The sequence below is a fragment of the Mesorhizobium cantuariense genome (assembly GCF_042647205.1).
Lineage (GTDB): Bacteria > Pseudomonadota > Alphaproteobacteria > Rhizobiales > Rhizobiaceae > Mesorhizobium > Mesorhizobium cantuariense.
Map to the genome: position 1 here is coordinate 7,705,422 of NZ_JBHRVD010000001.1, position 22,827 is coordinate 7,728,248.

A 22,827-nucleotide genomic window follows, 5' to 3' on the forward strand; every position below is an offset into this window, starting at 1 on the left:
GGCGCGGCCATTTGGAGCTTTACGGGCGAATGAGCGAAGCCGGAAATTCGGGACCAAAAAGCCTGGAGATAGGCAAGGCCGCCGCCTATCGCGTGCTGGCGCGCAAGTACCGTCCTTCGAACTTCTCCGAACTGGTCGGCCAGGAGCCGACGGTGCGCACCCTCACCAATGCCTTTGCCACCGGCCGCATCGCCCAGGCCTGGATGCTGACCGGCGTGCGCGGCGTCGGCAAGACCACGACGGCGCGCATACTCGCGCGCGCCCTGAACTATAAAACCGCTGATATCGACCAGCCGTCGGTCGACCTTGCCGTGCTCGGCGAGCATTGCCAGGCGATCATGGAAGGCCGCCATGTCGACGTCATCGAGATGGATGCCGCCTCGCACACCGGCATCGACGACATCAGGGACATCATCGAGCGCGTGCGCTACGCGCCGGTCTCGGCCCGCTACAAGGTCTACATCATCGACGAAGTGCACATGCTGTCGACGCAGGCCTTCAACGGCCTGCTGAAGACGCTGGAAGAGCCGCCGCCGCACGTCAAATTCATTTTCGCCACCACCGAAATCCGCAAGGTTCCGATCACCGTCCTGTCGCGCTGCCAGCGCTTTGACCTGAGGCGCATCGACGCCGGTGCGCTGGTCGCGCATCTCGCTTCGATCTCGGCCAAGGAAGGCATTTCGGTCGACGACGATGCGCTGGCGATGATCGCACGCGCCGCCGAAGGTTCGGCTCGTGATTCGCTCTCCATTCTCGACCAGGCGATTGCCCATGGCGCCGGCTCCGTCAGCGCCGCTGCGGTTCGGGCGATGCTGGGTCTCGCCGACCGCGCCCGCATCGTCGACCTGTTCGAACATGTCATGAAGGGCGATGTAGCGGCAGCCCTTGGCGAATTTCGCGCACAGTACGATACCGGCGCCGATCCGGCCGCCGTGCTGACCGATCTTGCCGAATTCAACCATCTCGTCACCCGGCTGCGTTTCGTGCCGACGGCCATCGAGGATGCCTCGCTGTCCGAGGACGAGCGGCAGCGCGGCGCGGATTTCGCCAGGACGCTATCGGTCAGGGTGCTGTCGCGGACATGGCAGATGCTGCTCAAGGGCATTCCCGAGGTGCAGTCTTCCAACCGGCCGGTGAGTGCCGCCGAAATGGTGCTGATCCGGCTGGCGCACGCCGCCGACCTGCCGACGCTGGATGAGGCGTTGAGATCGCTCGAGGGCGCTGCGCCGGTGCAAAGCGGCGCGCCGCGCCCGAATGGTGCGCCGGCGGGTTCCGGCAATGGCGGTGGTGCCAGCGCGGTGGCGCAGACGCGCATGCCTGCCGGGCCGGGTGGTGCACAGACCATGCGGCTGGTCGAGGCCACGCCTGCCCCCGCCGCCTTCGTCGCTCCGCCGGAACCGGTCGTGGAGACGCAATCGGCGCCGCTGAAATCGCTGGCCGACATCATAGCCCTGGCCGACGCGCAGCGCGACATCGCCTTCAAGGTGCAGGTCAAGAGCTATATCCGCCTTGTGCGTATCGAGCCCGGCCGTATCGACGTCGGCCTGACCAGCGACGCGCCCAAGATGCTGCTCAACGACCTGACGACGAAACTGCGCGCCTGGACCGGCCGCAGCTGGCTTGTCTCGCTGTCGAAGGAAGAGGGTGGCCAGACGCTCGCCGAAATGGAATCGACCAAGCGCGAGAACGCCTTCCTCGATGCCAAGAGCGACCCGACGGTGGCCGCCATTCTGGCGCGCTTTCCCGGTGCCAAGATCATCGACGTGCGCATTCCAGACGCGCCGGAAGCCGAAACGACTGAGGCCGAAGTGCCGGTCGAGCCGCCGGCGGACGACGACGACACCTGATCCAGCCACGAATCCGCAAAGGACCGACCATGAAAGATCTTCTCGGCCTGATGGGCAAGGCGAAGGAAATGCAGGCCAAGTTCCAGGCCATGCAGGACGAGATCGCCACGCTGGAGGCGTCCGGCCAAGCCGGCGGCGGCCTGGTCAACGTCACGCTGACCGGAAAATTCGAGATGAAGTCGCTGAAGATCGATCCATCCCTGTTCAAGGAGGACGATGTCGAGATCCTCGAGGATCTGGTGCTCGCCGCCCACAATGACGCCAAGACCAAGGTCGAGCAGATCATGCAGGAAAAGACCAAGGCGCTGACCGCCGGTCTGCCGATCCCGCCGGGAATGAAACTGCCCTTCTAGCGTTCGGCGCGCCCCCCATGATCGACATGACCGAAGAGCCCTCCGAAAGATTGATCGAGCAGCGTGTCCGCAACAGGATCTACGAGATCCTGGAAATCCTGGCCGATTGCGACGGCGGCGTCGATCTCGTCGGCATCAAGGGGTACTTCAATCTGTTCGAGGATTTCGTCCATCGCCCGTCGATCGAAGCCGGCACGTCGGCGCTTTCGAAGGACGAGCGCGCCATCGTGCTGGAGATCGCCGAATTCCTGGAAGCGGCCTGCGAGACAAACCCGGACTTCACCAAGGCCGAGTTCATCGAAAGCGACTGGCCGGCAAGGATCGCGCCGAGGGCCAGGGACGCCAGGGCCTTGTTCCTGAGGCGCGGCCTGTTTTCGGAGAAAGTCGAAGAGTTTGAACCTGGCCAGCCGGCGGCGATTACGGTCGGGCGCTAGCCGAATAAAGCCATGCAACTGTGCCAGTTTGGCAACAGGGCCTCATTAATAACGTTTTGGCCATCTTTTTGCCTGAAAGTGTCTCATTCTTGCCGCAGCCTGGGGGCGGGCACGAAGTGAGAGGGTTACCTGTTGATTTCCACGCGATGGAAGACGCCGCTGTTGCTCTGCGCCGTCATTTCACCCCTGTTTTTGGCTGCCTGCAGCCAGACCACTTCACACGGCATGTCCGTCGCCAGCCTGACCGACGCCATCACGCCGAATTTCCTGAGCTCCCGGGCCTACAGCCATACGCCGAAGGACAAGGAATGCCTGGAACGGGCGATGTTCTTTGAGTCCAACCGCTCGAGCCGGGATGGCATGATCGCTGTCGGCACGGTGGTGATGAACCGGCTGCGCTCGGGCAAGCACGGTAGCACCATCTGCCAGGTGGTGGGCGAGCGCGGGCAGTTCGCGCCCGGCGTCATGACAAGGCCGATGAATTCGCGGGCGATGCCCGATGTCGAGGAAGCCGCCGATGCCGTGCTCAAGGGCGAGCGCAAGGCCAAGCTGAAGAACACGATGTTTTTCCACACCGCCGGGCTGCGCTTCCCCTACAAGAACATGCACTACACCATGGTTGCCGGCGGCAATGCCTTCTATGAGAAGCGTGGCCGCAACTGGCAGCCGCTGCCGGATGAGCCACAGGTCGCCATCGCCTCGGCGGCGCCGCAGAAGCCGGCCGCACCGGTGACGCTGGTCGCATCCGCCGAGTCGGCGCGTCCGGCCAGGACTGCAACCGTTCGATCCGCTCCTGCCCAACAGGCCTATGTGACCGCAGCCGCTGCACCGACCGCGAAATCCGCGCGCGTCTCGGCGGAGCCGACGGTGGTGGCGATGCAAGAGCCGATGGAGGAACCGGATGCCGCCCGTTTTGGCGGAACCTTGAACACAAGGACAAGGGTTATCTCCTCGGTCGAGGACGCCCCGCAAGAGGCCTCGATGGGATTCCAGTCGACGCCTGAGAACACCGATGCCGTCGGCGCGATGATTGTCAGCCAGGGCCGGCCGCTCGAAGCCAACTGATCTGCGCTCCATGGTCCGCCCAATTGTCCACCAAGCCAATATGGCGGGTCATGCCGATGGGGGATGTTCCAAAGCGCTCTGAAAAATCCTGGAGCGGTTCGCCGTTTCGCGGAAACGGTGAACCGCTCCAGCTTTTCGTTTTGACGCAATTCCGGACGGAAAACCGCTTCGCACTTTTCCTGGAATTGCTCTAGATCAGAGCGATGTCCAAGCGAATCGCCGGTCCCGAGATCGAACGCCTGATCCAGCTCCTGGCCAAGGTGCCGGGGTTGGGTCCCCGTTCGGCCAGGCGTGCCGCCCTTCATCTGATCAAGAAGAAGGAACAGCTGCTGTCGCCGCTGGCCGCCGCCATGGCCGAGGCAGCCGACAAGGTGCGCATCTGCTCGACCTGCGGCAATGTCGATACATCGGACCCTTGCATGATCTGCACCGATCCGCGCCGTGACGCCGGCACCATCATCGTCGTCGAGGACGTCTCCGACCTGTGGGCGCTGGAACGCGCGGCGGCGATGAATGTGCGCTACCATGTGCTTGGCGGCACGCTGTCGCCGCTCGATGGCATCGGCCCCGATCAACTCAACGTCCGCTCGCTGGTCGACCGCGTCGCCGGTGGCGAGGTCAAGGAGATCATCCTTGCTGTCAATGCAACGGTGGAGGGCCAGACGACCGCGCATTACCTCACCGACCAACTGTCCGGCTTCGACATCAAGGTGACGCGCCTTGCGCATGGCGTGCCCGTCGGCGGCGAACTCGACTATCTCGACGAGGGCACGCTGGCCGCGGCGCTGCGCTCGCGGACGGCGTTTTGACGCAATTGGTGGGGATGCTTGCCGAGATGATTGCATTCCTTGGCGCCCCCCTCTGTCCTGCCGGACATCTCCCCCTCAAGGGGGGAGATTGGCCGTCACTTCTGTTTTCGCGAATTTTCAAAGTTGCTAGTTCGGCGCCGAGGTCGAAGCAGCCGATCTCCCCCCTTGAGGGGGAGATGTCCGGCAGGACAGAGGGGGGCGCCGCAGAACGCAACCTTCGCAATCTCATTTTTGCATTTCTTCTGGCCGCGCTAACCAGTCTCCTCCTCATCACCCCCGCCTCCGCCGCAAAGATCGACGACCAGTTCCGCGCCTGGCTACAGAGCGACCTCTGGCCGCAAGCCAAGGCGAAAGGCATTTCCAAAAAAACCTTTGATGCCGCCTTCGATGGCATCAAGCCCAATCTGAAGCTGCCCGACCTGGTCAAGCCGGGCGAGAAGGCGACCACGCCGCGGAAACAGCACCAGGCGGAATTCGGCTCGCCCGGCGCCTATTTCGCCGAGAAGACGGTTCGTGCGGTGACGGCGGGCGGGCGGGCGCGCGAAGCCACCAATGCCAGGACACTTGCGGCCATCGAAAAGCGCTATGGCGTGCCGGGCGAAGTGCTGCTGGCGATCTGGGGCCGCGAGACCGGCTTCGGCGCGGCCAAGATGCCTTACGACGCTTTCGAGGTGCTGGGCACCAAGGCGTTCATGTCGACCAAGAAGGATTTCTTCCGCACCGAGCTGCTTGCGGCGCTCGAGATCGTCGAACGCGGGCTGGCTCCGGTCGGCGCGATGAAATCGTCCTGGGCCGGCGCGCTCGGCCAGCCGCAATTCATGCCGACCTCGTTCCTGAAACATGCCGTCGATTTCGACGGCGACGGCCGCGTCGACATCTGGAACTCGACGCCGGACGTGCTGGCCTCGATCGCCAACTATCTCGTCCATTATGGCTGGGTGAAGGGCCGTGGCTGGGGTTTCGAGGTGACCGTGCCGGAGACGGTCTCGTGTTCGCTCGAAGGCCCCGACCAGGGCAAGAAAATTTCCGAGTGGGCGGCAATGGGCATCAAGCGCGTTGGCGGAAAGCCGTTTCCGGCCAGCGAGCTGAAGGCCGAGGGGTTTCTGCTGATGCCGGCCGGGCGCAGCGGTCCGGCCTTTATCGCCACGCCCAATTTCTACGTGCTGAAGGAATACAACACCAGCGACCTCTACGCGCTGTTCATCGGCCATGGCGCCGATCGCATCGCCCATGGCGATCAGAATTTTGCCGGCAGCTGGGGCGCGGTCGGCGGGCTTCACCGTTCGGACATCGCCGCCCTGCAGCGGGCGCTGGAAGGCAAGGGTTATGATGTTGGCAGCGCCGATGGCCTGCCCGGCTTCAAGACCCGCCGTTCGATCGGCACATGGCAAAGCAAGAACGGCCGCGCCGCCACCTGCTTTCCTGATGCCGGCCTGGTCGCAGCGCTGAAGTAGCCGCGAAATTAGCAGATTTTTCCCGATTGGCGGCATCGATTAGCCGGCGCATGCGTCGACTCGCTATTGGCCATTCTGGTCCAATACGCCGTCTTGCAAATGCTCGTTGCCGGCTTGCAGGTCGCCGGATATGGTGTTGACCAACTGGACAAAAACCACGACGGTAAGTGGGCAGAGGGTCGTTGTCGGCCTCGAAAAGAATACTGCAATCCTGAGCCGGGAACTCAGGGATCAACAAAACAGGGAACAATCACGATGATGATGGAAAAGTTTGCTCTACGCTCCCGCTTCTTGCTCGCGGGTGCCGCCATGTCCGCGCTGCTTCTGGCCGGCGCGCCAGCCGGTGCGGTCACGCCCGCCGACACGCTGGTTGAAGGTTTCGCGATCGACGACATCATCTCGATGGATCCAGGCGAGGCGTTCGAGCTGTCGACCGCCGAGGTTACTGGCAATACCTATGATCTGCTGGTCCGTCTCGACCTCGGCGACACCTCCAAGGTCAAGGGCGACCTCGCCGAAAGCTGGACCGTCTCCGACGATGGCCTGACCTACACCTTCAAGCTCAAGCCCGGCCTCAAATTCGCCTCCGGCAATCCGATCACCGCGGCCGACGTCGCCTGGTCGTTCGAACGCGCCGTCAAGCTCGACAAGAGCCCGGCCTTCATCATCGGCCAGTTCGGCATCAGCGGCGACAACGTCACCGAAAAGGCCAAGGCGGTCGACGACAGCACCTTCCAGTTCACCGTCGACAAGGCCTATGCGCCGAGCTTCGTGCTGAACTGCCTGTCGGCGACCGTTGCATCGGTGGTCGATGCCAAGCTGGTTAAGGAACATGTCGCGGCGGTCACGCCGAGCGCCGACTACAAATGGGACAATGATTTCGGCAACGCCTGGCTGAAGACCGGCTATGCCGGCTCCGGTGCGTTCAAGCTGCGTGAATGGCGTGCCAACGAAGCCGTCGTCATGGAGCGCAACGACAATTACCACGGCGAGAAGGCCAAGCTTGCCCGCGTCATTTATCGCAACATGAAGGAAAGCTCGGCCCAGCGCCTGGCCCTCGAAGCCGGCGACATCGATGTTGCCCGCAACCTCGAGCCGAACGACCTCGACGCCATTGCCAAGAACGCCGACCTCACCACCACCAGCGCGCCGAAGGGCACGGTCTACTACATCAGCCTCAACCAGAAGAACGCCAACCTCGCCAAGCCGGAGGTCCGCCAGGCGATCAAATATCTGGTCGATTATGATGCGTTGAGCTCGACCATCCTCAAGGGCATCGGCGAAATCCACCAGACCTTCCTGCCCAAGGGCGTGCTCGGCGAGCTGGACGAGAATCCGTTCAAGCTCGACGTCGCCAAGGCCAAGGAATTGCTGGCCAAGGCGGGCCTGGGCGACGGCTTCAGCGTAACCATGGATGTACGCACCGGCCAGCCGACGACCGGCATGGCGGAATCGATCCAGCAGACGCTTGGCCAAGCCGGCATCAAGCTCGAGATCATTCCGGGCGACGGCAAGCAGACGCTGACCAAATACCGCGCCCGCAATCACGACATCTATATCGGCCAGTGGGGCCAGGATTATTTCGATCCGAACTCCAATGCCCAGACCTTTGCCTCGAACCCGGACAATTCGGATGCAGGCAAGTCCAAGACGCTCGCCTGGCGCAACGCCTGGGACATTCCGGACCTGACCAAGGAGACGGAAGCGGCGCTGCTCGAGAAGGACGCCGGCAAACGCGCCGACATGTACAAGGATCTCCAGAAGAAGATCCTCGACACCAGCCCCTTCGTCGTCATCCACCAGCAATTGGAAGTCGCCGGCCTGCGCAAGAACCTCAAGGGTTTCGCGCTCGGCCCGAGCTTCGACAGCAATTTCGTCGGGCCGGTGTCCAAGGAATAGTGCTCGCGGACACGCCGCATGAGCACGGTTGAAAACGAAGTGAAGGCCGGGCGCGGCAGCGCCCGCGCCGTCGCTATTGCATCATCGCTTGGCCGCTTCCTGGTCATCGCGATCACGACCTATCTTGGTCTGCTCGCGGTCACCTTCTTCATCGGCCGTGTGATTCCGATCGACCCGGTGCTGGCGGTGCTGGGTGATCGCGCGCCGGCCAATGTCGTCGAGCGCACGCGCCGCGAGATGGGCCTCGATCTGCCGCTGATCGAGCAGTTCTACATCTATGTTAAGAATGCCCTGAATGGCAATTTCGGTACCTCGGTGCTGACCACCAATCCGGTCATGACCGACATTCGCCGGGCGCTGCCGGCAACCACGGAACTGGCGACGCTGGGAACGCTGATCGGGGCGCTGTTTGGCGTGCCGCTTGGCGTGCTGGCGGCGGTCAAGCGCGGCAGCCTCATCGACCAGATCGTGCGCATCATCGGCCTGATCGGCTATTCCGTGCCGATCTTCTGGCTCGGCCTGCTGGCGCTGGTGCTGTTCTACGCCAAGCTGCAATGGGTCGCCTTCCCGGCGCGGCTCGACGTTGTCTACGAATACACTTTCACGCCGATCACCGGCTTCTATCTCCTGGATTCCCTGTGGCAGGGGCAGTGGGATGTTTTCTACGATGCCTTCCGCCACATCATCTTGCCGGCCTCGCTGCTCGGCTATTTCTCGCTTGCCTATATCAGCCGCATGACGCGCTCGTTCATGCTCAACGAACTGTCGCAGGAATACATCGTCGCGGCGCGCGCCAAGGGCCTGTCGGAAACCCGCATCATCTGGGGCCACGCGCTGCGCAACGCGGCGGTGCCGATGGTGACGGTGATCGCACTCTCCTATGCCGGGCTGCTCGAAGGCTCGGTGCTGACCGAAACCGTGTTCTCGTGGCCGGGCATCGGCCTCTACATCACCAATTCCTTGCAGAACGCCGACATGAATGCCGTGCTCGGCGGCACCATAGTCATCGGCTCGGTGTTCATCGCCATCAACCTTCTGTCCGACCTGCTCTACCGCGTACTCGATCCGAGGACGAAGGTAAGATGAGCAGAGATATCCTTTCGGGCCCAGCTGCGGCCAATCACCCCCACTCCGGCCCTTCGGGCCACCTCTCCCCCTGCCCGGGGGAGAGGAAAAGTCGGTCGCACGCTTGGCGCCTTTCCTCTCCCCCGTCGAACGGGGGAGAGGTGGTCTGCGAAGCAGACCGGAGTGGGGGTCGACAGCCCCAAGAGGCATCGTCATGACCGCCTCCGACGCCCGCCCTCTCTCTCGCCGCGACTGGCTGCTCAGCGAGCGGCCGGCGTCGCGCACCCAGGCGAGGCTCGGCCGCGCCTATGTGGCGTGGCGGCGCTTTTCCGCCAACCGGCTGGCGTTTCTCGGCCTGCTCATCATCATTGCCCTGTTGGTCGTTGCTGCCTTTGCCGGCGTGCTGGCGCCCTATTCGCCGACATTCGGCGACTTGAAGAATGCACGTCTGCTGGCGCCGAGTGCCGAGCATTGGTTCGGCACCGACGATCTCGGTCGCGATATCCTGTCGCGTATCCTCTACGGCTCGCGCTGGACGCTTTATGTGGTGATCCTGGTTGCCATCATCGCAGCACCCATCGGCCTTCTGGTCGGCACCGTTGCCGGCTATGCCGGCGGCTGGACCGACGCCATCCTGATGCGCATCACCGATATCTTCCTCGCCTTTCCCAAGCTCATCCTGGCGCTGGCCTTTGTCGCCGCCCTTGGCCCCGGCATCGAGAATGCCGTGCTGGCCATCGCCATCACCTCATGGCCGCCCTACGCCCGCATCGCGCGGGCAGAGACGCTGACCGTGCGCAATTCCGATTACATCAAGGCGGTGCAACTGATGGGCGCCTCGCCCTTCCGCATCGTGCTGCGCCACATCATGCCGCTCTGCATCTCGTCGCTGATCATCCGGGTGACGCTCGACATGGCCGGCATCATCCTGACCGCCGCCGGCCTCGGTTTCCTCGGCCTCGGCGCGCAGCCGCCGCTGCCGGAATGGGGCACAATGATCGCTTCAGGCCGCCGCTTCGTGCTCGACCAGTGGTGGGTGGCTGGTGCGCCGGGCTTCGCCATCCTCATCGTCAGCCTTGGCTTCAATCTGCTTGGCGACGGACTGCGCGACGCGCTCGATCCGCGGAGCGGGGACCAATGAGTGGTGACCAATGAGCGCGCTTCTCGACGTCGATGATCTGCGCGTCACCTTCCCGACCCGCACCGGGCTGATCGAGGCGGTGCGCGGCGTCTCCTTCTCGCTTGGCCGCGAGCGGCTCGGCATCGTCGGCGAGTCCGGCTCGGGCAAGTCGCAAACCGGCCGCGCCATCATGGGTCTGACGCCGCCGCAGGCCCGGATATCGGCCAACAAGCTCGCCTTCGACGGCATCGACCTGCTCAGCGTCTCGCCACGCGAACGCCGGAAGCTGCGCGGCAAACGCATCGCCATGATCCTGCAGGATCCGAAATATTCGCTCGACCCGGTGATGAGCATCGGCCGCCAGATCGTCGAGACGCTACGTACGCATGAGAAAGTCGGCAAGGCCGAGGCGCGCGACCGTGCTTTGGCGATGCTGGAGGCGGTGCAGATCCGTGATCCCTCTCGCGTCTTCGACCTTCATCCGCATGAAGTGTCCGGCGGCATGGGCCAGCGCGCCATGATCGCCATGATGCTGATCGCTGGGCCGGAAATGATGATCGCCGACGAGCCGACCTCGGCGCTCGACGTCACGGTGCAGCTCGATGTGCTAGGCATCCTCGACAGGCTGGTCAGCGAGCGCGGCATGGGGCTGATCTTCATCTCGCACGATCTGCGCCTGGTCTCGTCCTTCTGCGACCGCGTCATCGTCATGTATGCCGGCAAGGTCGTCGAGCAGCTCAAGGCGTCAGAACTCGGCCGTGCTCAGCATCCCTACACGCGCGGCCTGCTCAACTGCATGCCCAAGATTGGCGCCGACCGTCACCCGCTGCCGGTGCTCGACCGCAAGCCGGAGTGGGCGGCATGACTTCTGCGATTGCCGTCGACAGGCTGGAAGTGATCTTCGACCGTTTTCGCGCGCTGAAGGGTGTCAGCCTCGACGTGCAGCCGGGCGAATCCTTCGGCCTGGTCGGCGAATCCGGCTCCGGCAAATCGACGCTGCTCAGGGCAATCGCCGGCCTTGCGTCGGTCGCTTCGGGCAGCATCGCCGTCAATGGCAAGACTCTCGGGCCGCGTCGCGACAAGGCGTTTTACCGCGAAGTGCAGATGGTGTTCCAGGATCCCTACGGTTCGCTGCACCCGCGCCAGACCGTCGATCGGCTGTTGCAGGAGCCGCTCGCGATCCATGGCTTTGCCGACGGTGAAAAGCGCATCCAGCGGGCGCTCGACGAGGTCGGCCTCGGCAACGGCTTTCGCTTTCGCTACTCGCACCAATTGTCGGGCGGCCAGCGCCAGCGCGTGGCGATCGCACGTGCGCTCATCCTCGAACCGTCGATCCTGCTGCTCGACGAACCGACCTCGGCACTCGATGCCTCGGTGCAGGCGGAAGTGCTCAACCTGCTGGAAGAAGTCCGCCGGCGGCGCAAGCTGACCTTCCTGATGGTCAGCCACGACCTCGCCATCATCACCCATATGTGCGCGCGGCTGATGGTGATGCAAAGCGGCGAGGCGGTGGAGAATCTGGCGGCGGCAGATCTCGTCGAGCGCCGCGTGACGAAGGATTATACGCGCAATCTCTTGCGGGCCAGCGATGGGTTTGTGAGGGCGTAGTTCCGGAGGTCGCGTTCCGTCACACCCCCTCTGTCCGGCAGGACAGAGGGGGGTGGGCGGGAACTCGGCGATCGTGTTTTGCGGCTCAGGCCGCTCCACCTTGCGGCACCGTTTTCTCCTGGACGCTGGCGCCCTCGGCCGCTTTCGGCTCCTTGATCCGGAACCACGCGACATAAAGCGCCGGTAGGAACAGCAGCGTGATCGCCGTGCCGGCGATGATGCCGCCCATCATGGCATAGGCCATCGGTCCCCAGAACACTTCACGTGCGATCGGGATCAGCGCCAGGCTGGCTGCCGCCGCCGTCAGCGCGATCGGCCGCATGCGGTGTTCCGTCGCTTCGATGACAGCGGCCCAGCGGTCCTTGCCCTCCCGCACGAGATCCTCGATCTGTACGATCAGGATCACTGAGTTGCGGATCAGGATGCCGATCAGCGCCAGCACGCCGAGGATGGCAACGAAGCCAAGTGGTGCGCCGCTGGGCACCAGCGCCGCCACCACGCCGATCAGGCCGAGCGGCGCCACCGCCACAACCAGGAACAGCCGTTGGAAGCTCTGCAACTGGATCATCAGGATGGTCGCCATGACGAACAGCATCAGCGGCACCACGGCCGCGATCGGACCTTGGCTTTTGACGCTTTCCTCGACCGAGCCGGCGGTTTCGACCGAATAGCCCGGCGGCAGCTTGGCGATGAACGCATCGACCGATGGCTTCAGCTCGTTGACCACGGTGGCCGGCAGTGTGTCTCCGACCAGTCCGGCGCGCACGGTGATCGTCGGAATGCGGTCGCGTCGCCACACGGTCGGCTGTTCGAGGTCGTAGCGGAAATTGGCGACGGCCGCGAGCGGGATGGCCTCGCCGGTGCTGGTCGGCAGCTGCATGTTCTGCAGCGTCCCGATCGAGCCACGTTCGGCATCGCGTGAACGCGCCACGACGTTGATGAGATAGGTGGCGTCGCGCACCTGCGTGACCGTGGCGCCACCGACCGTGCTGTTGAGCGCGCTGGCGATGTCGGAGGAAGTGATGCCGAGCTGGCGTGCCTTGTCCTGCAGCACGTCGACTCTCAGCACGCGTTGCGGTTCGTTCCAGTCGAAGGTCGGCGCGGCGAGCTTAGGATTGGCCGAGATGACGCCGGCGAATTGCTGCGCCACCTCGCGCACCGTCTGGATGTCGGGTCCGCCGACGCGGTACTGCACCGGACGGCCGACCGGCGGCCCGAGTTCGAGCAGCTTGACGAAGGCGTCGGTGCCAACGAACTCCTCGCGCAGCAGCTTCTCCAAAGCCGGCTTGATCCGGTTGCGGGCTTCGATGCTCTTGGTGACGATCACGGTCTGGCCGAAATAGGGGTTGGCCGGCTGCACGTCGTAGGCCAGCACGAAGCGCACCGCCCCCTGGCCGATATAGGACGAGAAATGGTCGATGTCGGGATTGCTAACCAGCGCCCGCTGCTCGAAGCGCTCCATCTGGTCGCGCGTCTCGGCGATCGACGAATTCTGCGGCAGGTTCCAGTCGACGATCAGCTCGGGCCGGTCGGAGGGCGGGAAGAACTGCTGCTGCACCAGACCGAAGCCGGCGATCGAGGCGGCAAACAACAGCACCGTGGCGATGATGGTCAGCCAATGATGGCGCACCGAGCCGACAAGCACGCGCCGGAACAGCGAGGTGAAGCGCCCCGGCTGGTCGTGGTGTTTCGTCTTCATCGTCGCCGGCAGGATGGTGACGCCAAGCAATGGCGCAAAAAGCACCGCCACGATCCATGACACCAAAAGCGAAACGGCGATGACGACGAACAGCGTGAAGGTGTATTCGCCGGCGGCGCTGTTGTTGAGGCCGATCGGGATGAAGCCGGCGACCGTCACCAGCGTGCCGGTCAGCATCGGGAAGGCGGTCGAGGTGTAGACATAGGTCGCCGCCTTGCGCAGATTGTCACCGACCTCCAGCCGCGCCACCATCATCTCGACAGCGATCATCGCGTCGTCGACCAGCAGCCCGAGCGCGATGATCAGCGCCCCAAGCGAGATGCGCTGCAGTGAAATGCCGAGATAGGCCATGACCGTGAAGGTGATGGCCAGCACCAGCGGGATCGAGAGCGCAACGACGAAGCCGGCGCGCATGCCGAGGCTGATGAACGACACCGCGAGCACGATGGCCACCGCCTCGAGCAGGGCGCGGGTAAAACCCGAGACGGCCTCCTCGACGATGACGGGCTGGTCGGCGACCAGATGCACGCCGACGCCGACCGGCAGGCCGGCCAGCACCTTGTTCATCTCCTTGTGCAGCGCCTCGCCGAATTCGAGCAGATTGGCGTTGGGTTTCATGCCGATGGCGAGCCCGATCGCGTCCTGGCCGTTGAAACGGAACAGCGCCGTCGGGGGATCGGCATAGCCGCGCGTGATCGTCGCCACGTCGCTCAGCCTGAAGAAGCGGTCGTTGACGCGCAGATTGATGGCGCGAAGGCTGTCCTCGGAGGTGAACTGGCCGCCGACGCGCACGCTGATGCGCTCCGGCCCGGACTGGATGACACCGGACGGCGTGATCGCGTTCTGTGCCTGCAGACTCGCTACGATCGCCTGCTGGTTGAGGCCGAGTGCCGCGATCTGGCGGGTCGAGAATTCGAGATAGATCGCCTCGTCCTGGGCGCCGACCAGATCGACCTTGCCGGCATTGGGCACTGTGAGGATTTTGGTGCGGGCATCCTCGACATAGTCGCGCAGCTGGCGTGGCGTCAGCCCGTCCGATGTGAAGGCGTAGATGTTGCCGTAGACATCGCCGAAGCGGTCGTTGAAGAACGGTCCCTGCACGCCTTGCGGGAACTGTGCCGCGATGTCGTTGACCATGTTGCGCACCTGAATCCAGTTCGACACGACATCGCGCGCCTTGGTGGTGTCCTTCAGGTTGACGAAGATGACGGTCTGGCCGGCGGTGGTGACGGATCTGGTGAAGTCGAGGCTGTCGAGCTCCTCGAGCTTCTTCTCGATACGGTCGGTCACCTGCTGCACGGTCTCCTTGACCGACGCGCCGGGCCAGTTGGCCTGGATGATCATCGTCTTGATGGTGAAGTTGGGGTCTTCCTCGCGGCCGAGATTGAGGTAGGAGAAGATGCCGGCCGCCACGAAGACCAGCATGAAATACCAGACCATGGAGCGGTGGCTGAGCGCCCAGTCGGAGAGATTGAAGCCCTTCATCAGACGCCGCCCTCCGGCACTTTGACCTTCTGGCCTTCGTTCAGGCTGTGGACGCCTGCGGTGACCACGCGCATGCCGGCCTCAAGCCCTTCGGCGACGGTGAAGGTGGAGGCACCCTTGGCGGCCACCTTGATCTCCTTCGCGCTCACGCTCGATGTCTGCGGGTCGACGACCCAAACCTTGTCGGAACCGTCCTTCTCGAGCAGCGCCGACCGGGGCAGTTCGATCGTCGGCGTCACCTTGGTCATGCGCGTCGCTGTCACCGTCGAGCCGAGCCGGAAGGCCTGCGGCGGATCGGTGAGCGTCAGCTTGACGCGCCGGGTGCGGGTCGAGCCCTCGGACTGCGGCGCGATCTCGCGCAGCTTGGCCTCGGTCCGGATCGTCGGCAGCGATTGCAGGATGATCTGGAACGGCGTGCCGGCCGTAAGGTCGCCGGTCAATTGGTCGGGAATGTCGACCACCGCCTCGCGCAGGTCCGAGCGCGCCACCGTGACGACCGTCTGGCCGGGCGAGACCGTCTGGCCGACCTCGGCGCCGACGGCGGTGACGACGCCGTCGAAGTCCGAGAACAACCGGGCATAGCCAAGCTGCTCCTGCGACTTGGCGAGTGAGGCCTTGGCCCGCTCGACGCTTGCCTTGGCCGCTTTTCGCGCCTGCTGCGCGGTATCGAAGACCGCCTGGGAGGTGTTGGCGGCGGCAAGCAGCTGGCGCTGGCGTTCCTCGCTGGCGGCGGCGTTGGCAAACTGCGCCTCGGCATTGGAGAGCTCCGCCTTGGCCGCCTGGACGGCCAGTTCCAGTGCGGTCGGGTCGAGCGCGGCGATGGTCGTACCCTTGGCGACGATGTCTCCGACCTTGACGTCGCGCGACACGACCCGGCCAAGCAGGCGGAAGGCGAGGTCGGCGCTGACCTGTGGCTCGACCGAGCCGGCAAAGCCGAAGATCTGGGTGGTGCGCGGCTCGACCACCACCGACAGCACCGGCCGGATGATTTCGGGCGGCTTTTCATCGGACTTGGAGCAGGACGCGAGCGCGCCAAGCATGAACATACCGAGCAGGAGGGATGGCAGCCGGCTCATTGGCCCGCTCCGGATATCTCGATGGTCTGTCCGGGGCTGAGGAACTGTCCGCCCGCGGTGACGACGCTTTGGCCCTCGTTCAGTCCCTTGGCAATCGCCACCGTGCCGGAATCGAACGCCAGCACCTCGACCGGCGCCATCGTCACCGCCTTGGTCGAGGGGTCGACGATCCAGACTGCCGGCTTGCCGGCGCTGGACGTCAGCGCCTGCCAGGGCAGCAGGATCGCCTTTGCCGGCTTGGCGCTGACCGAGCCGATGACGGCTGCTCCCAGCGGCATGCCGGCGGGCGTGTCGGGAATTCCGACCTTGACCCGGATCGAACCGGAAGCAGGATCAACCGCCGGCGAGATTTCGCGCACCTTGCCCGTCGCCCTGACCTGTGGATCGGACAACAATGTGATCGTCACCGCCGGAGTAGCCGGTGTCCTGGCAACCAGCGTCTCCTGCACGTTGAACACCGCGTCCCGGTCGCCGTCCTCGGCGACGGTGAAGACGGTTTGCGCCGCTTGCACAACCTGGCCGGCTTCGACCTGCCGGGCGGTGATCACGCCGGCGGCTCCTGCCTTGAGTTCGGTGAAGGACAGGTTTTGCTGGGCATTGGCGAATGCGCTCTGTGCGGCATCGACGCTGCCTTGCGCCACCTTCTGCGCCTGGTCGGCCGCGTCATAGTCGCGCCGCGTGGTAAAGCCTTGGGATAGCAGTGTCTTCTGCCGCTCGAAGGCGGCGGCGGACTGGGTCAGCTGCGCCTGCGCGGCATCGAGATCGGCTTGCGCCGAACGCAGATCGGATTCCTGCTCCTGCGGGTCGATGCGGGCAAGCACCGCGCCTTGGTCGACATGCTGGCCGACATCGACGAGCCGCTCGGCGACGCGGCCGCCGACGCGGAACGACAGATTGTTCAGCGTGCGCGCGGCGATCACGCCGGTCAGCGAGGTTCTCGGCGCATAGTCGGCCATCGCCACCGTCTCGGTGCGCACCATGATGGGCAGTTTTTTGGCCGCTGCCTCCTGCTTCTGGCAGCCGGACAGCAGCAGCACCGCCGTGCAGGCGAAGATCGTCGAAGCGGCTGGAAAAGACAAAAGGCCGGGAGCTTGGACCGATGGCGGCGAGACGGACGATGTCGCGTTCCTGCTCATGGGCTCCCCCAGCCGCGGGCCGCTCGCTGAGCGCGACACCTTGCGGACATCAGGAGGATAATCGATCCCCGGAAAAAGGAAACCGCTCTCGTACGCGGATCGCTCGACTGGTCAAGGGCGTGGATCTGCCTGCCACAGGCCCAATCGCCTGCCGGTGGTGCCGACTTGAGGAAAACGTGAAATAAGGCCAGAAGACGTGTCAGCGGCATCAAACAAGAACGGGCGCCGGCCCGATGAGGATACCATGAAGAATTCAGCCATTTCCGAACGCAAGAACCAGTCGATCTCCCGCGGCGTCGGCATGACCACGCAGATCTATGCCGACCGGGCTGAGAATTCGGAGATTTGGGATGTCGAAGGCCGCCGCTACATCGATTTCTCGTCGGGCATCGCCGTCGTCAATACCGGTCACCGCCACCCGAAGGTGATCGAGGCGGTCAAGGCGCAGCTCGACCGCTTCACCCACACCTGCCATCAGGTGGTGCCCTATGAGAGCTATGTGCGGCTGGCCGAACGGCTGAACGGCATGCTGCCCGGCAAATTCGAGAAGAAGACGATCTTCGTCACCACCGGCGCCGAGGCGGTCGAGAACGCAATCAAGATCGCCCGCAACGCCACCGGCCGCCCGGCGGTCATCGCCTTCGCCGGCGGCTTCCATGGCCGCACCTTCATGGGCATGGCACTGACCGGCAAGGTCGTGCCCTACAAGGTCGGCTTCGGCGCCATGCCGGGCGACGTCTACCATGCGCCGTTCCCGGTGCCGCTGCACGGTGTGTCTACAGCCGATTCGCTGGCAGCACTCGACCGGCTGTTCAAGGCCGATGTCGACCCGGCCCGTGTCGCTGCCATCATCATCGAGCCGGTTCAGGGCGAGGGCGGCTTCTACGACGCGCCGCGCGAGTTCCTGGTTGCGCTGCGCAAGCTCTGCGACCAGCACGGCATGCTTCTGATCGCCGACGAAGTGCAGACCGGCTTTGCTCGCACCGGCAAGATGTTTGCGATGGATCACCATGAGGTGGCGGCCGACATCACCACCATGGCCAAGAGCCTGGCCGGCGGTTTCCCGCTGGCCGCGGTCACCGGCCGCGCCGAAATCATGGATGCGCCCGGCCCCGGCGGGCTCGGCGGCACCTATGGCGGCAGCCCGATCGGCGTCGCCGCGGCGCACGCCGTGCTCGACGTGATCGAGGACGAAAAGCTGTGCGACCGCGCCAACACGCTGGGTGCAAGGCTGAAGCAGCGGCTGCAATCGATCCGCGACGACGTGCCGGAGATCGTCGACATCAGAGGCCTCGGCTTCATGAACGCGGTCGAGTTCAACGACGTCAAGAAGGGCCTGCCGTCGGCCGAGATCGCCAACGCGATCCGCCTGAAGGCACTCGACAAGGGCCTGATCCTGCTGACCTGCGGTGTTTACGGCAACGTCATCCGCTTCCTGGCGCCGATCACCATCCAGGACAGCGTCATGAACGAGGCGCTCGACATTCTGGAAAGCTCGATCCGCGAAGTCTGCGCCGCCTGAAAGGGCAGCGCCCATTTCTCCTGACGGCCTGCGCGAGCGGGTGAACGTGCCGTCAGGAGCTTGGATTCTGTAACCAGGCTGGAATGTCCATCTTGGCGTCCAGAATCCGAAGATCAGATATGGATAGCGCTTGATTATTGGCCCTGCGCTCGTTTTCGCAGCGCGGCAAAATAGTCATCATCAACGGGAACTCCCGGCGCGGATGATGCACCTTCGAGGAGCAAACCGCGCAGAAGTTGACGATCCCGATCGTGGCGGATCAATTCACGTACATACTCGCTGCTCGTGCCATAGCCGCGATCCGTCACTTGCTGATCGACAAAATGCTTTAAACTGTCGGGAAGTGAGATCTTGATGACGCTCATTCAGGCATTTTGTTGCGTATGGCAAAAATTGGCAATCCTACGCACTGGCCTTGGCAGGCTCCATGTTCTGAAACGCAGCCAGTGCCGCTTTCAGCCCCTCGGGGCCAGCCGCGATCGTCTGCGGCGTCGGCGAGAAGCCGGCGCCGAGCATCTTGCGGCCAAGCATGTGGTCGCCGGGACGGTTGACCGATTCGATACCGAGCAGCCGGTCGCCGGCATAGTGGTAGATCGAGAATTTGTTGTCGGGCAGATCGCCCAGCACGACATGGCTGTCGCCGCCGGCGGTCAGGCCGACCATTTGCAATTTCATGTCGCCGATGTCGGACCAGAACCATGGCACCGCCGAATAGGCGTCGGCATGGCCGGTGATTGTGCGCGCGGCAAGCCGCGCCTGGTCGGTGGCGTTCTGCACCGATTCCAGCCGCACGTCGCCGCCGGTGAACCAGTGTCGGTAAGAGGCGGCATCGCCAATGGCGAGAATCTCCGGCACCGACGTGCGCATCTGGTGATCGACACGGATGCCGTTGGCGATGCTGAGCCCTGCGGACTGCGCCAGTTCGACATTCGGCACGGCGCCGATGCCGACGACGACCATGCGTGCCGGCAGCCTTTCGCCTGACGAGGTGATCGCGGCCACTACATTGCCGCCTTCGCCCTCCAGCCTGGCAATCGAGGTGCCGGTGAGGATGCGCACGCCTGTCGCTTCCAGCCGTTGCCGGACATGGCTCGCCACGACCGGTGCCACGGCGCGGCCGAGCAGCCGGTCGACTGCTTCCACAACTGTCACCGTGCGGCCGGCGGCCCGCAGCGTCGCGGCGATCTCCAGCCCGATGAAGCCGCCGCCGAGGATGACGACCTCGTCGCTCTGCGCGCTGAGCTCGCGGATCAGCCGCGCATCGGCCAGCGAGCGCAGCGACAGCACGCCGGACAGGTCCGAGCCGGGCAGCGGCAGGGTGCGCGGGCGCGAGCCGGTCGCCAGGATCAGGTGGTCGAAGGCGAGCGCGCCACCGCCTGATATCTCCAGGCTGCGGCGCTCGGCATCGATGCGATCGATCCTGACGCCCGGCCGGTAGTCGATGACGCTGCCGGTGTAGAAGGCCTCGCCGCGCAAGGGTTGCGGCTTGGCCTCGGCATCCTTGATGAAGGTCTTCGACAGCGGTGGCTTGTGGTAGGGCAACTCGTTCTCGTCACCGACGAGGATCACCGGGCCGTCATAGCCGTCCTCGCGCAGACTGGCGGCTGCTTGCACGCCCGCATGACCCGCGCCGACAATGACCACACCGTTCTTCATCGCATTCCAATCCCGCTTCTATCCTAGGACGTCTCGCCAAGTGGCAATTGTCTGGCGCCGCCGCAAGAGAGCTTTTGCGGGTCGCACCCGGAATGGCGGCTGTCAATCGTACAGTTCAGTTGCAAGACCGGTGCAGAAAGATGCATAAAGTTGACAGTCGTAGTTTAGAATAATTCTAAACTGTTGTTTCAATTGACTTTTCCTACGGATAGTCATTGACATCCGACGATGTCGCAGCTTTATGGAAGCTCGCGCGTCAGCGCATCCCTTTAATGTCTGGGCCTTGAACCCTTTCGATTGGAGGCATTTTGGTGTCTTTCTTCCGCGAACCGCGCGATGGCGCGGCATCTTTTGCGCTCAATGGCATGCCTATGGCCTGGCGCCCGTTGCTGCGCGCGCCTTTTACAAAATTTCCGAGAAACTGGAGAGCTATGATGACAGCACGATATGGCGGCAGGCTTGCCGCGATCGGCGTCACGGCCCTGCTGACGGCGGCGGTGTTCGTGTTGCCGGCCAAGGCCGAAACCGATGCGAAGGCGGTCATCAAGACCTATTCCGACATCGCGCTGGCCAAATATGAGGATTCGCTGACAACCGCGCAGACGCTCGACAAGGCAGTCGACGCGCTGCTCGCCAAGCCATCGGTGGAAACCCTCAACGCTGCCCGCGACGCATGGAAGGCATCGCGTGTGCCCTACCAGCAGACCGAGGTCTACCGTTTCGGCAACAAGATCGTCGACGACTGGGAAGGCAAGGTGAATTCCTGGCCGCTGGACGAAGGCCTGATCGACTATGTCGCCAAGAGCTACGGCACCGAATCGGACGCGAACGCGCTCTATACGGCCAATGTGATCGCCAACAAGGAGATCGAGATCAACGGCAAGAAGGTCGATGCTTCGAGCCTGACGCCGGAGTTCCTCTCCGGTACGCTGCAGGGAGCCGGCGGCATCGAGGCCAATGTCGCTACCGGCTATCACGCCATCGAATTCCTGCTCTGGGGCCAGGACCTGCATGGCACCGGCCCGGGTGCCGGGGAGCGCCCCTATACCGACTACGACCTCAAGAATTGCACCGGCGGCAATTGTGACCGCCGCGCCCAGTATCTGAAATCGGCAAGCGACCTTCTGGTTTCCGATCTGCAGGAGATGGTCGGCAGCTGGAAGGAAGACGGCGCCGCCCGCAAGACCCTCGTCGACGGCGAGCCGAACACGGCCATCTCGACGATCTTCACCGGCATGGGCTCGCTGTCCTACGGCGAACTGGCCGGCGAGCGCATGAAGCTCGGCCTGCTGCTGCATGATCCGGAAGAGGAGCATGACTGCTTCTCCGACAATACCTACAACTCGCATCTCTATGACGCCATCGGCATTCGCGCCGCCTATCACGCCAGCTACACCCGCTCCGACGGCACCGTCGTTTCGGGTCCGTCGGTGGCCGATATGGTGAAGGCGGCCGACCCGGCGATCGACAAGGAACTGTCGGACAAGCTCGATGTCACCGTCGCCAAGATGGAAGCGATCAAGGCACGGGCATTGGCCGGCGAGGCGTATGACCAGCAGATCGCCGAGGGCAACACGCAAGGCAATGCCACCGTGCAGGCGGCGATCGACGCGCTGATCGACCAGACCAAGTCGATCGAACGGGCTGTCGGCTCGCTGAAGCTCAGCACCATCGCTTTCGAAGGGTCCGACAGTCTCGACGCACCGGACAAGGTGTTCAAGTAACGATCGAAAGACTGGAGCCCGATCCGGAGCCAATCTCGGCTTCGGGATGGGCTCCGGTTAAGAAATCAAGCCACACGGTGCGGGAGCCGCCGTCAGCCATCCGAGCAAATTGATGCTGATCTGCCATTGCAATATCATCACCGAGAAGGAGATCGAGCAGACGATAGTGGGGCTGCTGGACCAGGATCCCTGGCAGCTGATCGTGCCGGCGAAGATCTATCATGCCATGCAAAAACGTGGTCGCTGTTGCGGCTGCTTCCCAAATGTGGTGGAAACGATCATTCGGGTCACCGAAAATTACCACGCCCGCTCGGAGGCGAGCGGCGTGGATGTCGTTTCACACCTGGATCGCGTCAGAGGCCTGCGCGTCCAATACGGGAGCAGAAATCATGAAAGGCGATCCGCAGATCATCGAGCGGCTTAACGAGGCCCTTTTTCTCGAGCTAGGGGCTGTCAATCAGTACTGGGTGCATTTCCGTCTGCTGGAGGACTGGGGATATGCCAAGCTGGCCAAGAAGGAGCGGGCGGAATCGATCGAGGAGATGCACCATGCCGACAAGCTCGTGGCCCGCATCATCTTCCTTGAAGGCCATCCGAACCTGCAGTCCGTGGCGCCGCTGCGCATCGGCCAGAACGTCAAGGAAGTGCTCGAATCCGACCTTGCCGGCGAATATGACGCGCGTACCGCCTACAAGCGTTCACGCGAGATCTGCAACGACGCCGGCGACTATGTGACGATGAAGCTGTTCGAGGAATTGCTGGCCGACGAGGAGGGTCACATCGACTTTCTCGAGACGCAGCTCGACCTGCTTGCCTCGATCGGCGAGGAAAAATACGGCCAGCTCAACGCCGCATCGGCGGACGAGGCGGAGTAA

General features: G+C 63.8%; 20 protein-coding genes. 15 read left to right on the plus strand and 5 right to left on the minus strand.

Annotation, left to right across the window (positions count from 1 at the left end; genetic code table 11):
* The first annotated feature begins 29 nt into the window (after positions 1 to 29).
* From ACFOJ9_RS37525 to ACFOJ9_RS37575, 11 genes are all read left to right on the plus strand, one after another.
* Positions 30 to 1,847 carry a DNA polymerase III subunit gamma/tau gene (locus ACFOJ9_RS37525; protein WP_378987028.1) on the plus strand — a complete coding sequence of 606 codons (1,818 nt, stop codon included), beginning with the start codon at positions 30 to 32 and terminating at the stop codon, positions 1,845 to 1,847.
* 29 nt (positions 1,848 to 1,876) lie between these two features.
* A complete protein-coding gene (locus tag ACFOJ9_RS37530) occupies positions 1,877 to 2,200 on the plus strand; it encodes a YbaB/EbfC family nucleoid-associated protein (RefSeq protein ID WP_013527931.1) in 324 nt (107 codons plus the stop codon).
* A gap of 26 nt (positions 2,201 to 2,226) precedes the next feature.
* Complete coding sequence (locus tag ACFOJ9_RS37535; RefSeq protein ID WP_378988311.1) at positions 2,227 to 2,634, plus strand: hypothetical protein; 408 nt, start codon at positions 2,227 to 2,229, stop codon at positions 2,632 to 2,634.
* Positions 2,635 to 2,766: 132 nt separating this feature from the next.
* A complete protein-coding gene (locus ACFOJ9_RS37540) occupies positions 2,767 to 3,699 on the plus strand; it encodes a cell wall hydrolase (RefSeq protein WP_378987032.1) in 933 nt (310 codons plus the stop codon).
* A 203-nt stretch (positions 3,700 to 3,902) separates the two neighbouring features.
* The gene (gene recR, locus ACFOJ9_RS37545; RefSeq protein WP_378987035.1) at positions 3,903 to 4,508 is read left to right on the plus strand and encodes a recombination mediator RecR; all 606 of its coding nucleotides are present in this window, start codon (positions 3,903 to 3,905) and stop codon (positions 4,506 to 4,508) included.
* Positions 4,509 to 4,684: 176 nt separating this feature from the next.
* On the plus strand, positions 4,685 to 5,962 hold the full coding sequence (locus tag ACFOJ9_RS37550) for a lytic murein transglycosylase (RefSeq protein ID WP_378987038.1): 1,278 nt from the start codon (positions 4,685 to 4,687) through the stop codon (positions 5,960 to 5,962).
* 255 nt (positions 5,963 to 6,217) lie between these two features.
* A complete protein-coding gene (locus ACFOJ9_RS37555; RefSeq protein WP_378987041.1) occupies positions 6,218 to 7,861 on the plus strand; it encodes an ABC transporter substrate-binding protein in 1,644 nt (547 codons plus the stop codon).
* An 18-nt stretch (positions 7,862 to 7,879) separates the two neighbouring features.
* Positions 7,880 to 8,947: an ABC transporter permease gene (locus ACFOJ9_RS37560; RefSeq protein WP_378987044.1), complete on the plus strand. Its 1,068-nt coding sequence runs from the start codon at positions 7,880 to 7,882 to the stop codon at positions 8,945 to 8,947.
* A 193-nt stretch (positions 8,948 to 9,140) separates the two neighbouring features.
* Positions 9,141 to 10,067: a nickel transporter permease gene (nikC, locus tag ACFOJ9_RS37565; RefSeq protein ID WP_378987047.1), complete on the plus strand. Its 927-nt coding sequence runs from the start codon at positions 9,141 to 9,143 to the stop codon at positions 10,065 to 10,067.
* A gap of 10 nt (positions 10,068 to 10,077) precedes the next feature.
* The gene (locus ACFOJ9_RS37570) at positions 10,078 to 10,911 is read left to right on the plus strand and encodes an ABC transporter ATP-binding protein (protein ID WP_378987050.1); all 834 of its coding nucleotides are present in this window, start codon (positions 10,078 to 10,080) and stop codon (positions 10,909 to 10,911) included.
* Positions 10,908 to 11,654 (plus strand): ABC transporter ATP-binding protein, encoded by a 747-nt coding sequence (locus ACFOJ9_RS37575; RefSeq protein WP_378987053.1) that lies wholly within the window; start codon positions 10,908 to 10,910, stop codon positions 11,652 to 11,654. The genes ACFOJ9_RS37570 and ACFOJ9_RS37575 overlap by 4 nt, the downstream gene beginning before the upstream one ends.
* 85 nt (positions 11,655 to 11,739) lie before the next feature.
* On the opposite strand, the gene ACFOJ9_RS37580 is transcribed toward ACFOJ9_RS37575, so the two are convergent.
* The 3 genes from ACFOJ9_RS37580 to ACFOJ9_RS37590 are packed head-to-tail and all read right to left on the minus strand — an operon-like array spanning position 11,740 to position 17,050.
* Positions 11,740 to 14,838, minus strand: coding sequence for an efflux RND transporter permease subunit (locus ACFOJ9_RS37580; protein WP_378987056.1), 3,099 nt, complete (start codon positions 14,836 to 14,838; stop codon positions 11,740 to 11,742).
* Positions 14,838 to 15,914: an efflux RND transporter periplasmic adaptor subunit gene (locus tag ACFOJ9_RS37585; RefSeq protein WP_378987059.1), complete on the minus strand. Its 1,077-nt coding sequence runs from the start codon at positions 15,912 to 15,914 to the stop codon at positions 14,838 to 14,840. Before ACFOJ9_RS37585 ends, ACFOJ9_RS37580 begins: the two co-directional genes overlap by 1 nt.
* Positions 15,911 to 17,050 (minus strand): efflux RND transporter periplasmic adaptor subunit, encoded by a 1,140-nt coding sequence (locus tag ACFOJ9_RS37590; RefSeq protein ID WP_378987062.1) that lies wholly within the window; start codon positions 17,048 to 17,050, stop codon positions 15,911 to 15,913. Before ACFOJ9_RS37590 ends, ACFOJ9_RS37585 begins: the two co-directional genes overlap by 4 nt.
* Before the next feature lie 244 nt (positions 17,051 to 17,294).
* On the opposite strand from ACFOJ9_RS37590, the gene ACFOJ9_RS37595 reads away from it, so the two are divergent.
* The gene (locus ACFOJ9_RS37595) at positions 17,295 to 18,572 is read left to right on the plus strand and encodes a 4-aminobutyrate--2-oxoglutarate transaminase (protein WP_378987065.1); all 1,278 of its coding nucleotides are present in this window, start codon (positions 17,295 to 17,297) and stop codon (positions 18,570 to 18,572) included.
* A 134-nt stretch (positions 18,573 to 18,706) separates the two neighbouring features.
* On the opposite strand, the gene ACFOJ9_RS37600 is transcribed toward ACFOJ9_RS37595, so the two are convergent.
* Entirely contained in the window at positions 18,707 to 18,937 is a 231-nt protein-coding gene (locus tag ACFOJ9_RS37600) for a ribbon-helix-helix domain-containing protein (protein ID WP_378987068.1), read from the minus strand.
* 37 nt (positions 18,938 to 18,974) lie between these two features.
* Complete coding sequence (locus tag ACFOJ9_RS37605; RefSeq protein WP_378987070.1) at positions 18,975 to 20,228, minus strand: NAD(P)/FAD-dependent oxidoreductase; 1,254 nt, start codon at positions 20,226 to 20,228, stop codon at positions 18,975 to 18,977.
* A gap of 434 nt (positions 20,229 to 20,662) precedes the next feature.
* Here ACFOJ9_RS37605 and ACFOJ9_RS37610 point away from each other — a divergent pair, with 434 nt between their 5' ends.
* From ACFOJ9_RS37610 to bfr, 3 genes are all read left to right on the plus strand, one after another.
* Entirely contained in the window at positions 20,663 to 21,952 is a 1,290-nt protein-coding gene (locus ACFOJ9_RS37610) for an imelysin family protein (RefSeq protein ID WP_378987073.1), read from the plus strand.
* Positions 21,953 to 22,064: 112 nt separating this feature from the next.
* Positions 22,065 to 22,376, plus strand: a complete 312-nt coding sequence (locus ACFOJ9_RS37615; protein ID WP_378987076.1) for a (2Fe-2S)-binding protein — start codon at positions 22,065 to 22,067, stop codon at positions 22,374 to 22,376.
* Complete coding sequence (gene bfr, locus ACFOJ9_RS37620; RefSeq protein ID WP_013527914.1) at positions 22,342 to 22,827, plus strand: bacterioferritin; 486 nt, start codon at positions 22,342 to 22,344, stop codon at positions 22,825 to 22,827. Before ACFOJ9_RS37615 ends, bfr begins: the two co-directional genes overlap by 35 nt.

What these genes read in the sequence shown, in the direction of transcription:
- ACFOJ9_RS37575 (WP_378987053.1), top strand. Translation starts at nt 10,908, where the DNA reads ATGACTTCTGCGATTGCCGTCGACAGGCTGGAAGTGATCTTCGACCGT.
- bfr (WP_013527914.1), top strand. Translation starts at nt 22,342, where the DNA reads ATGAAAGGCGATCCGCAGATCATCGAGCGGCTTAACGAGGCCCTTTTT.
- ACFOJ9_RS37525 (WP_378987028.1), top strand. Translation starts at nt 30, where the DNA reads ATGAGCGAAGCCGGAAATTCGGGACCAAAAAGCCTGGAGATAGGCAAG.
- ACFOJ9_RS37610 (WP_378987073.1), top strand. Translation starts at nt 20,663, where the DNA reads ATGACAGCACGATATGGCGGCAGGCTTGCCGCGATCGGCGTCACGGCC.
- nikC (WP_378987047.1), top strand. Translation starts at nt 9,141, where the DNA reads ATGACCGCCTCCGACGCCCGCCCTCTCTCTCGCCGCGACTGGCTGCTC.
- ACFOJ9_RS37570 (WP_378987050.1), top strand. Translation starts at nt 10,078, where the DNA reads ATGAGCGCGCTTCTCGACGTCGATGATCTGCGCGTCACCTTCCCGACC.
- ACFOJ9_RS37550 (WP_378987038.1), top strand. Translation starts at nt 4,685, where the DNA reads ATGTCCGGCAGGACAGAGGGGGGCGCCGCAGAACGCAACCTTCGCAAT.
- recR (WP_378987035.1), top strand. Translation starts at nt 3,903, where the DNA reads ATGTCCAAGCGAATCGCCGGTCCCGAGATCGAACGCCTGATCCAGCTC.
- ACFOJ9_RS37595 (WP_378987065.1), top strand. Translation starts at nt 17,295, where the DNA reads ATGAAGAATTCAGCCATTTCCGAACGCAAGAACCAGTCGATCTCCCGC.
- ACFOJ9_RS37600 (WP_378987068.1), bottom strand. Translation starts at nt 18,937, where the DNA reads ATGAGCGTCATCAAGATCTCACTTCCCGACAGTTTAAAGCATTTTGTC.
- ACFOJ9_RS37615 (WP_378987076.1), top strand. Translation starts at nt 22,065, where the DNA reads ATGCTGATCTGCCATTGCAATATCATCACCGAGAAGGAGATCGAGCAG.
- ACFOJ9_RS37605 (WP_378987070.1), bottom strand. Translation starts at nt 20,228, where the DNA reads ATGAAGAACGGTGTGGTCATTGTCGGCGCGGGTCATGCGGGCGTGCAA.
- ACFOJ9_RS37560 (WP_378987044.1), top strand. Translation starts at nt 7,880, where the DNA reads ATGAGCACGGTTGAAAACGAAGTGAAGGCCGGGCGCGGCAGCGCCCGC.
- ACFOJ9_RS37580 (WP_378987056.1), bottom strand. Translation starts at nt 14,838, where the DNA reads ATGAAGGGCTTCAATCTCTCCGACTGGGCGCTCAGCCACCGCTCCATG.
- ACFOJ9_RS37590 (WP_378987062.1), bottom strand. Translation starts at nt 17,050, where the DNA reads ATGAGCAGGAACGCGACATCGTCCGTCTCGCCGCCATCGGTCCAAGCT.
- ACFOJ9_RS37530 (WP_013527931.1), top strand. Translation starts at nt 1,877, where the DNA reads ATGAAAGATCTTCTCGGCCTGATGGGCAAGGCGAAGGAAATGCAGGCC.
- ACFOJ9_RS37555 (WP_378987041.1), top strand. Translation starts at nt 6,218, where the DNA reads ATGATGATGGAAAAGTTTGCTCTACGCTCCCGCTTCTTGCTCGCGGGT.
- ACFOJ9_RS37535 (WP_378988311.1), top strand. Translation starts at nt 2,227, where the DNA reads ATGACCGAAGAGCCCTCCGAAAGATTGATCGAGCAGCGTGTCCGCAAC.
- ACFOJ9_RS37585 (WP_378987059.1), bottom strand. Translation starts at nt 15,914, where the DNA reads ATGAGCCGGCTGCCATCCCTCCTGCTCGGTATGTTCATGCTTGGCGCG.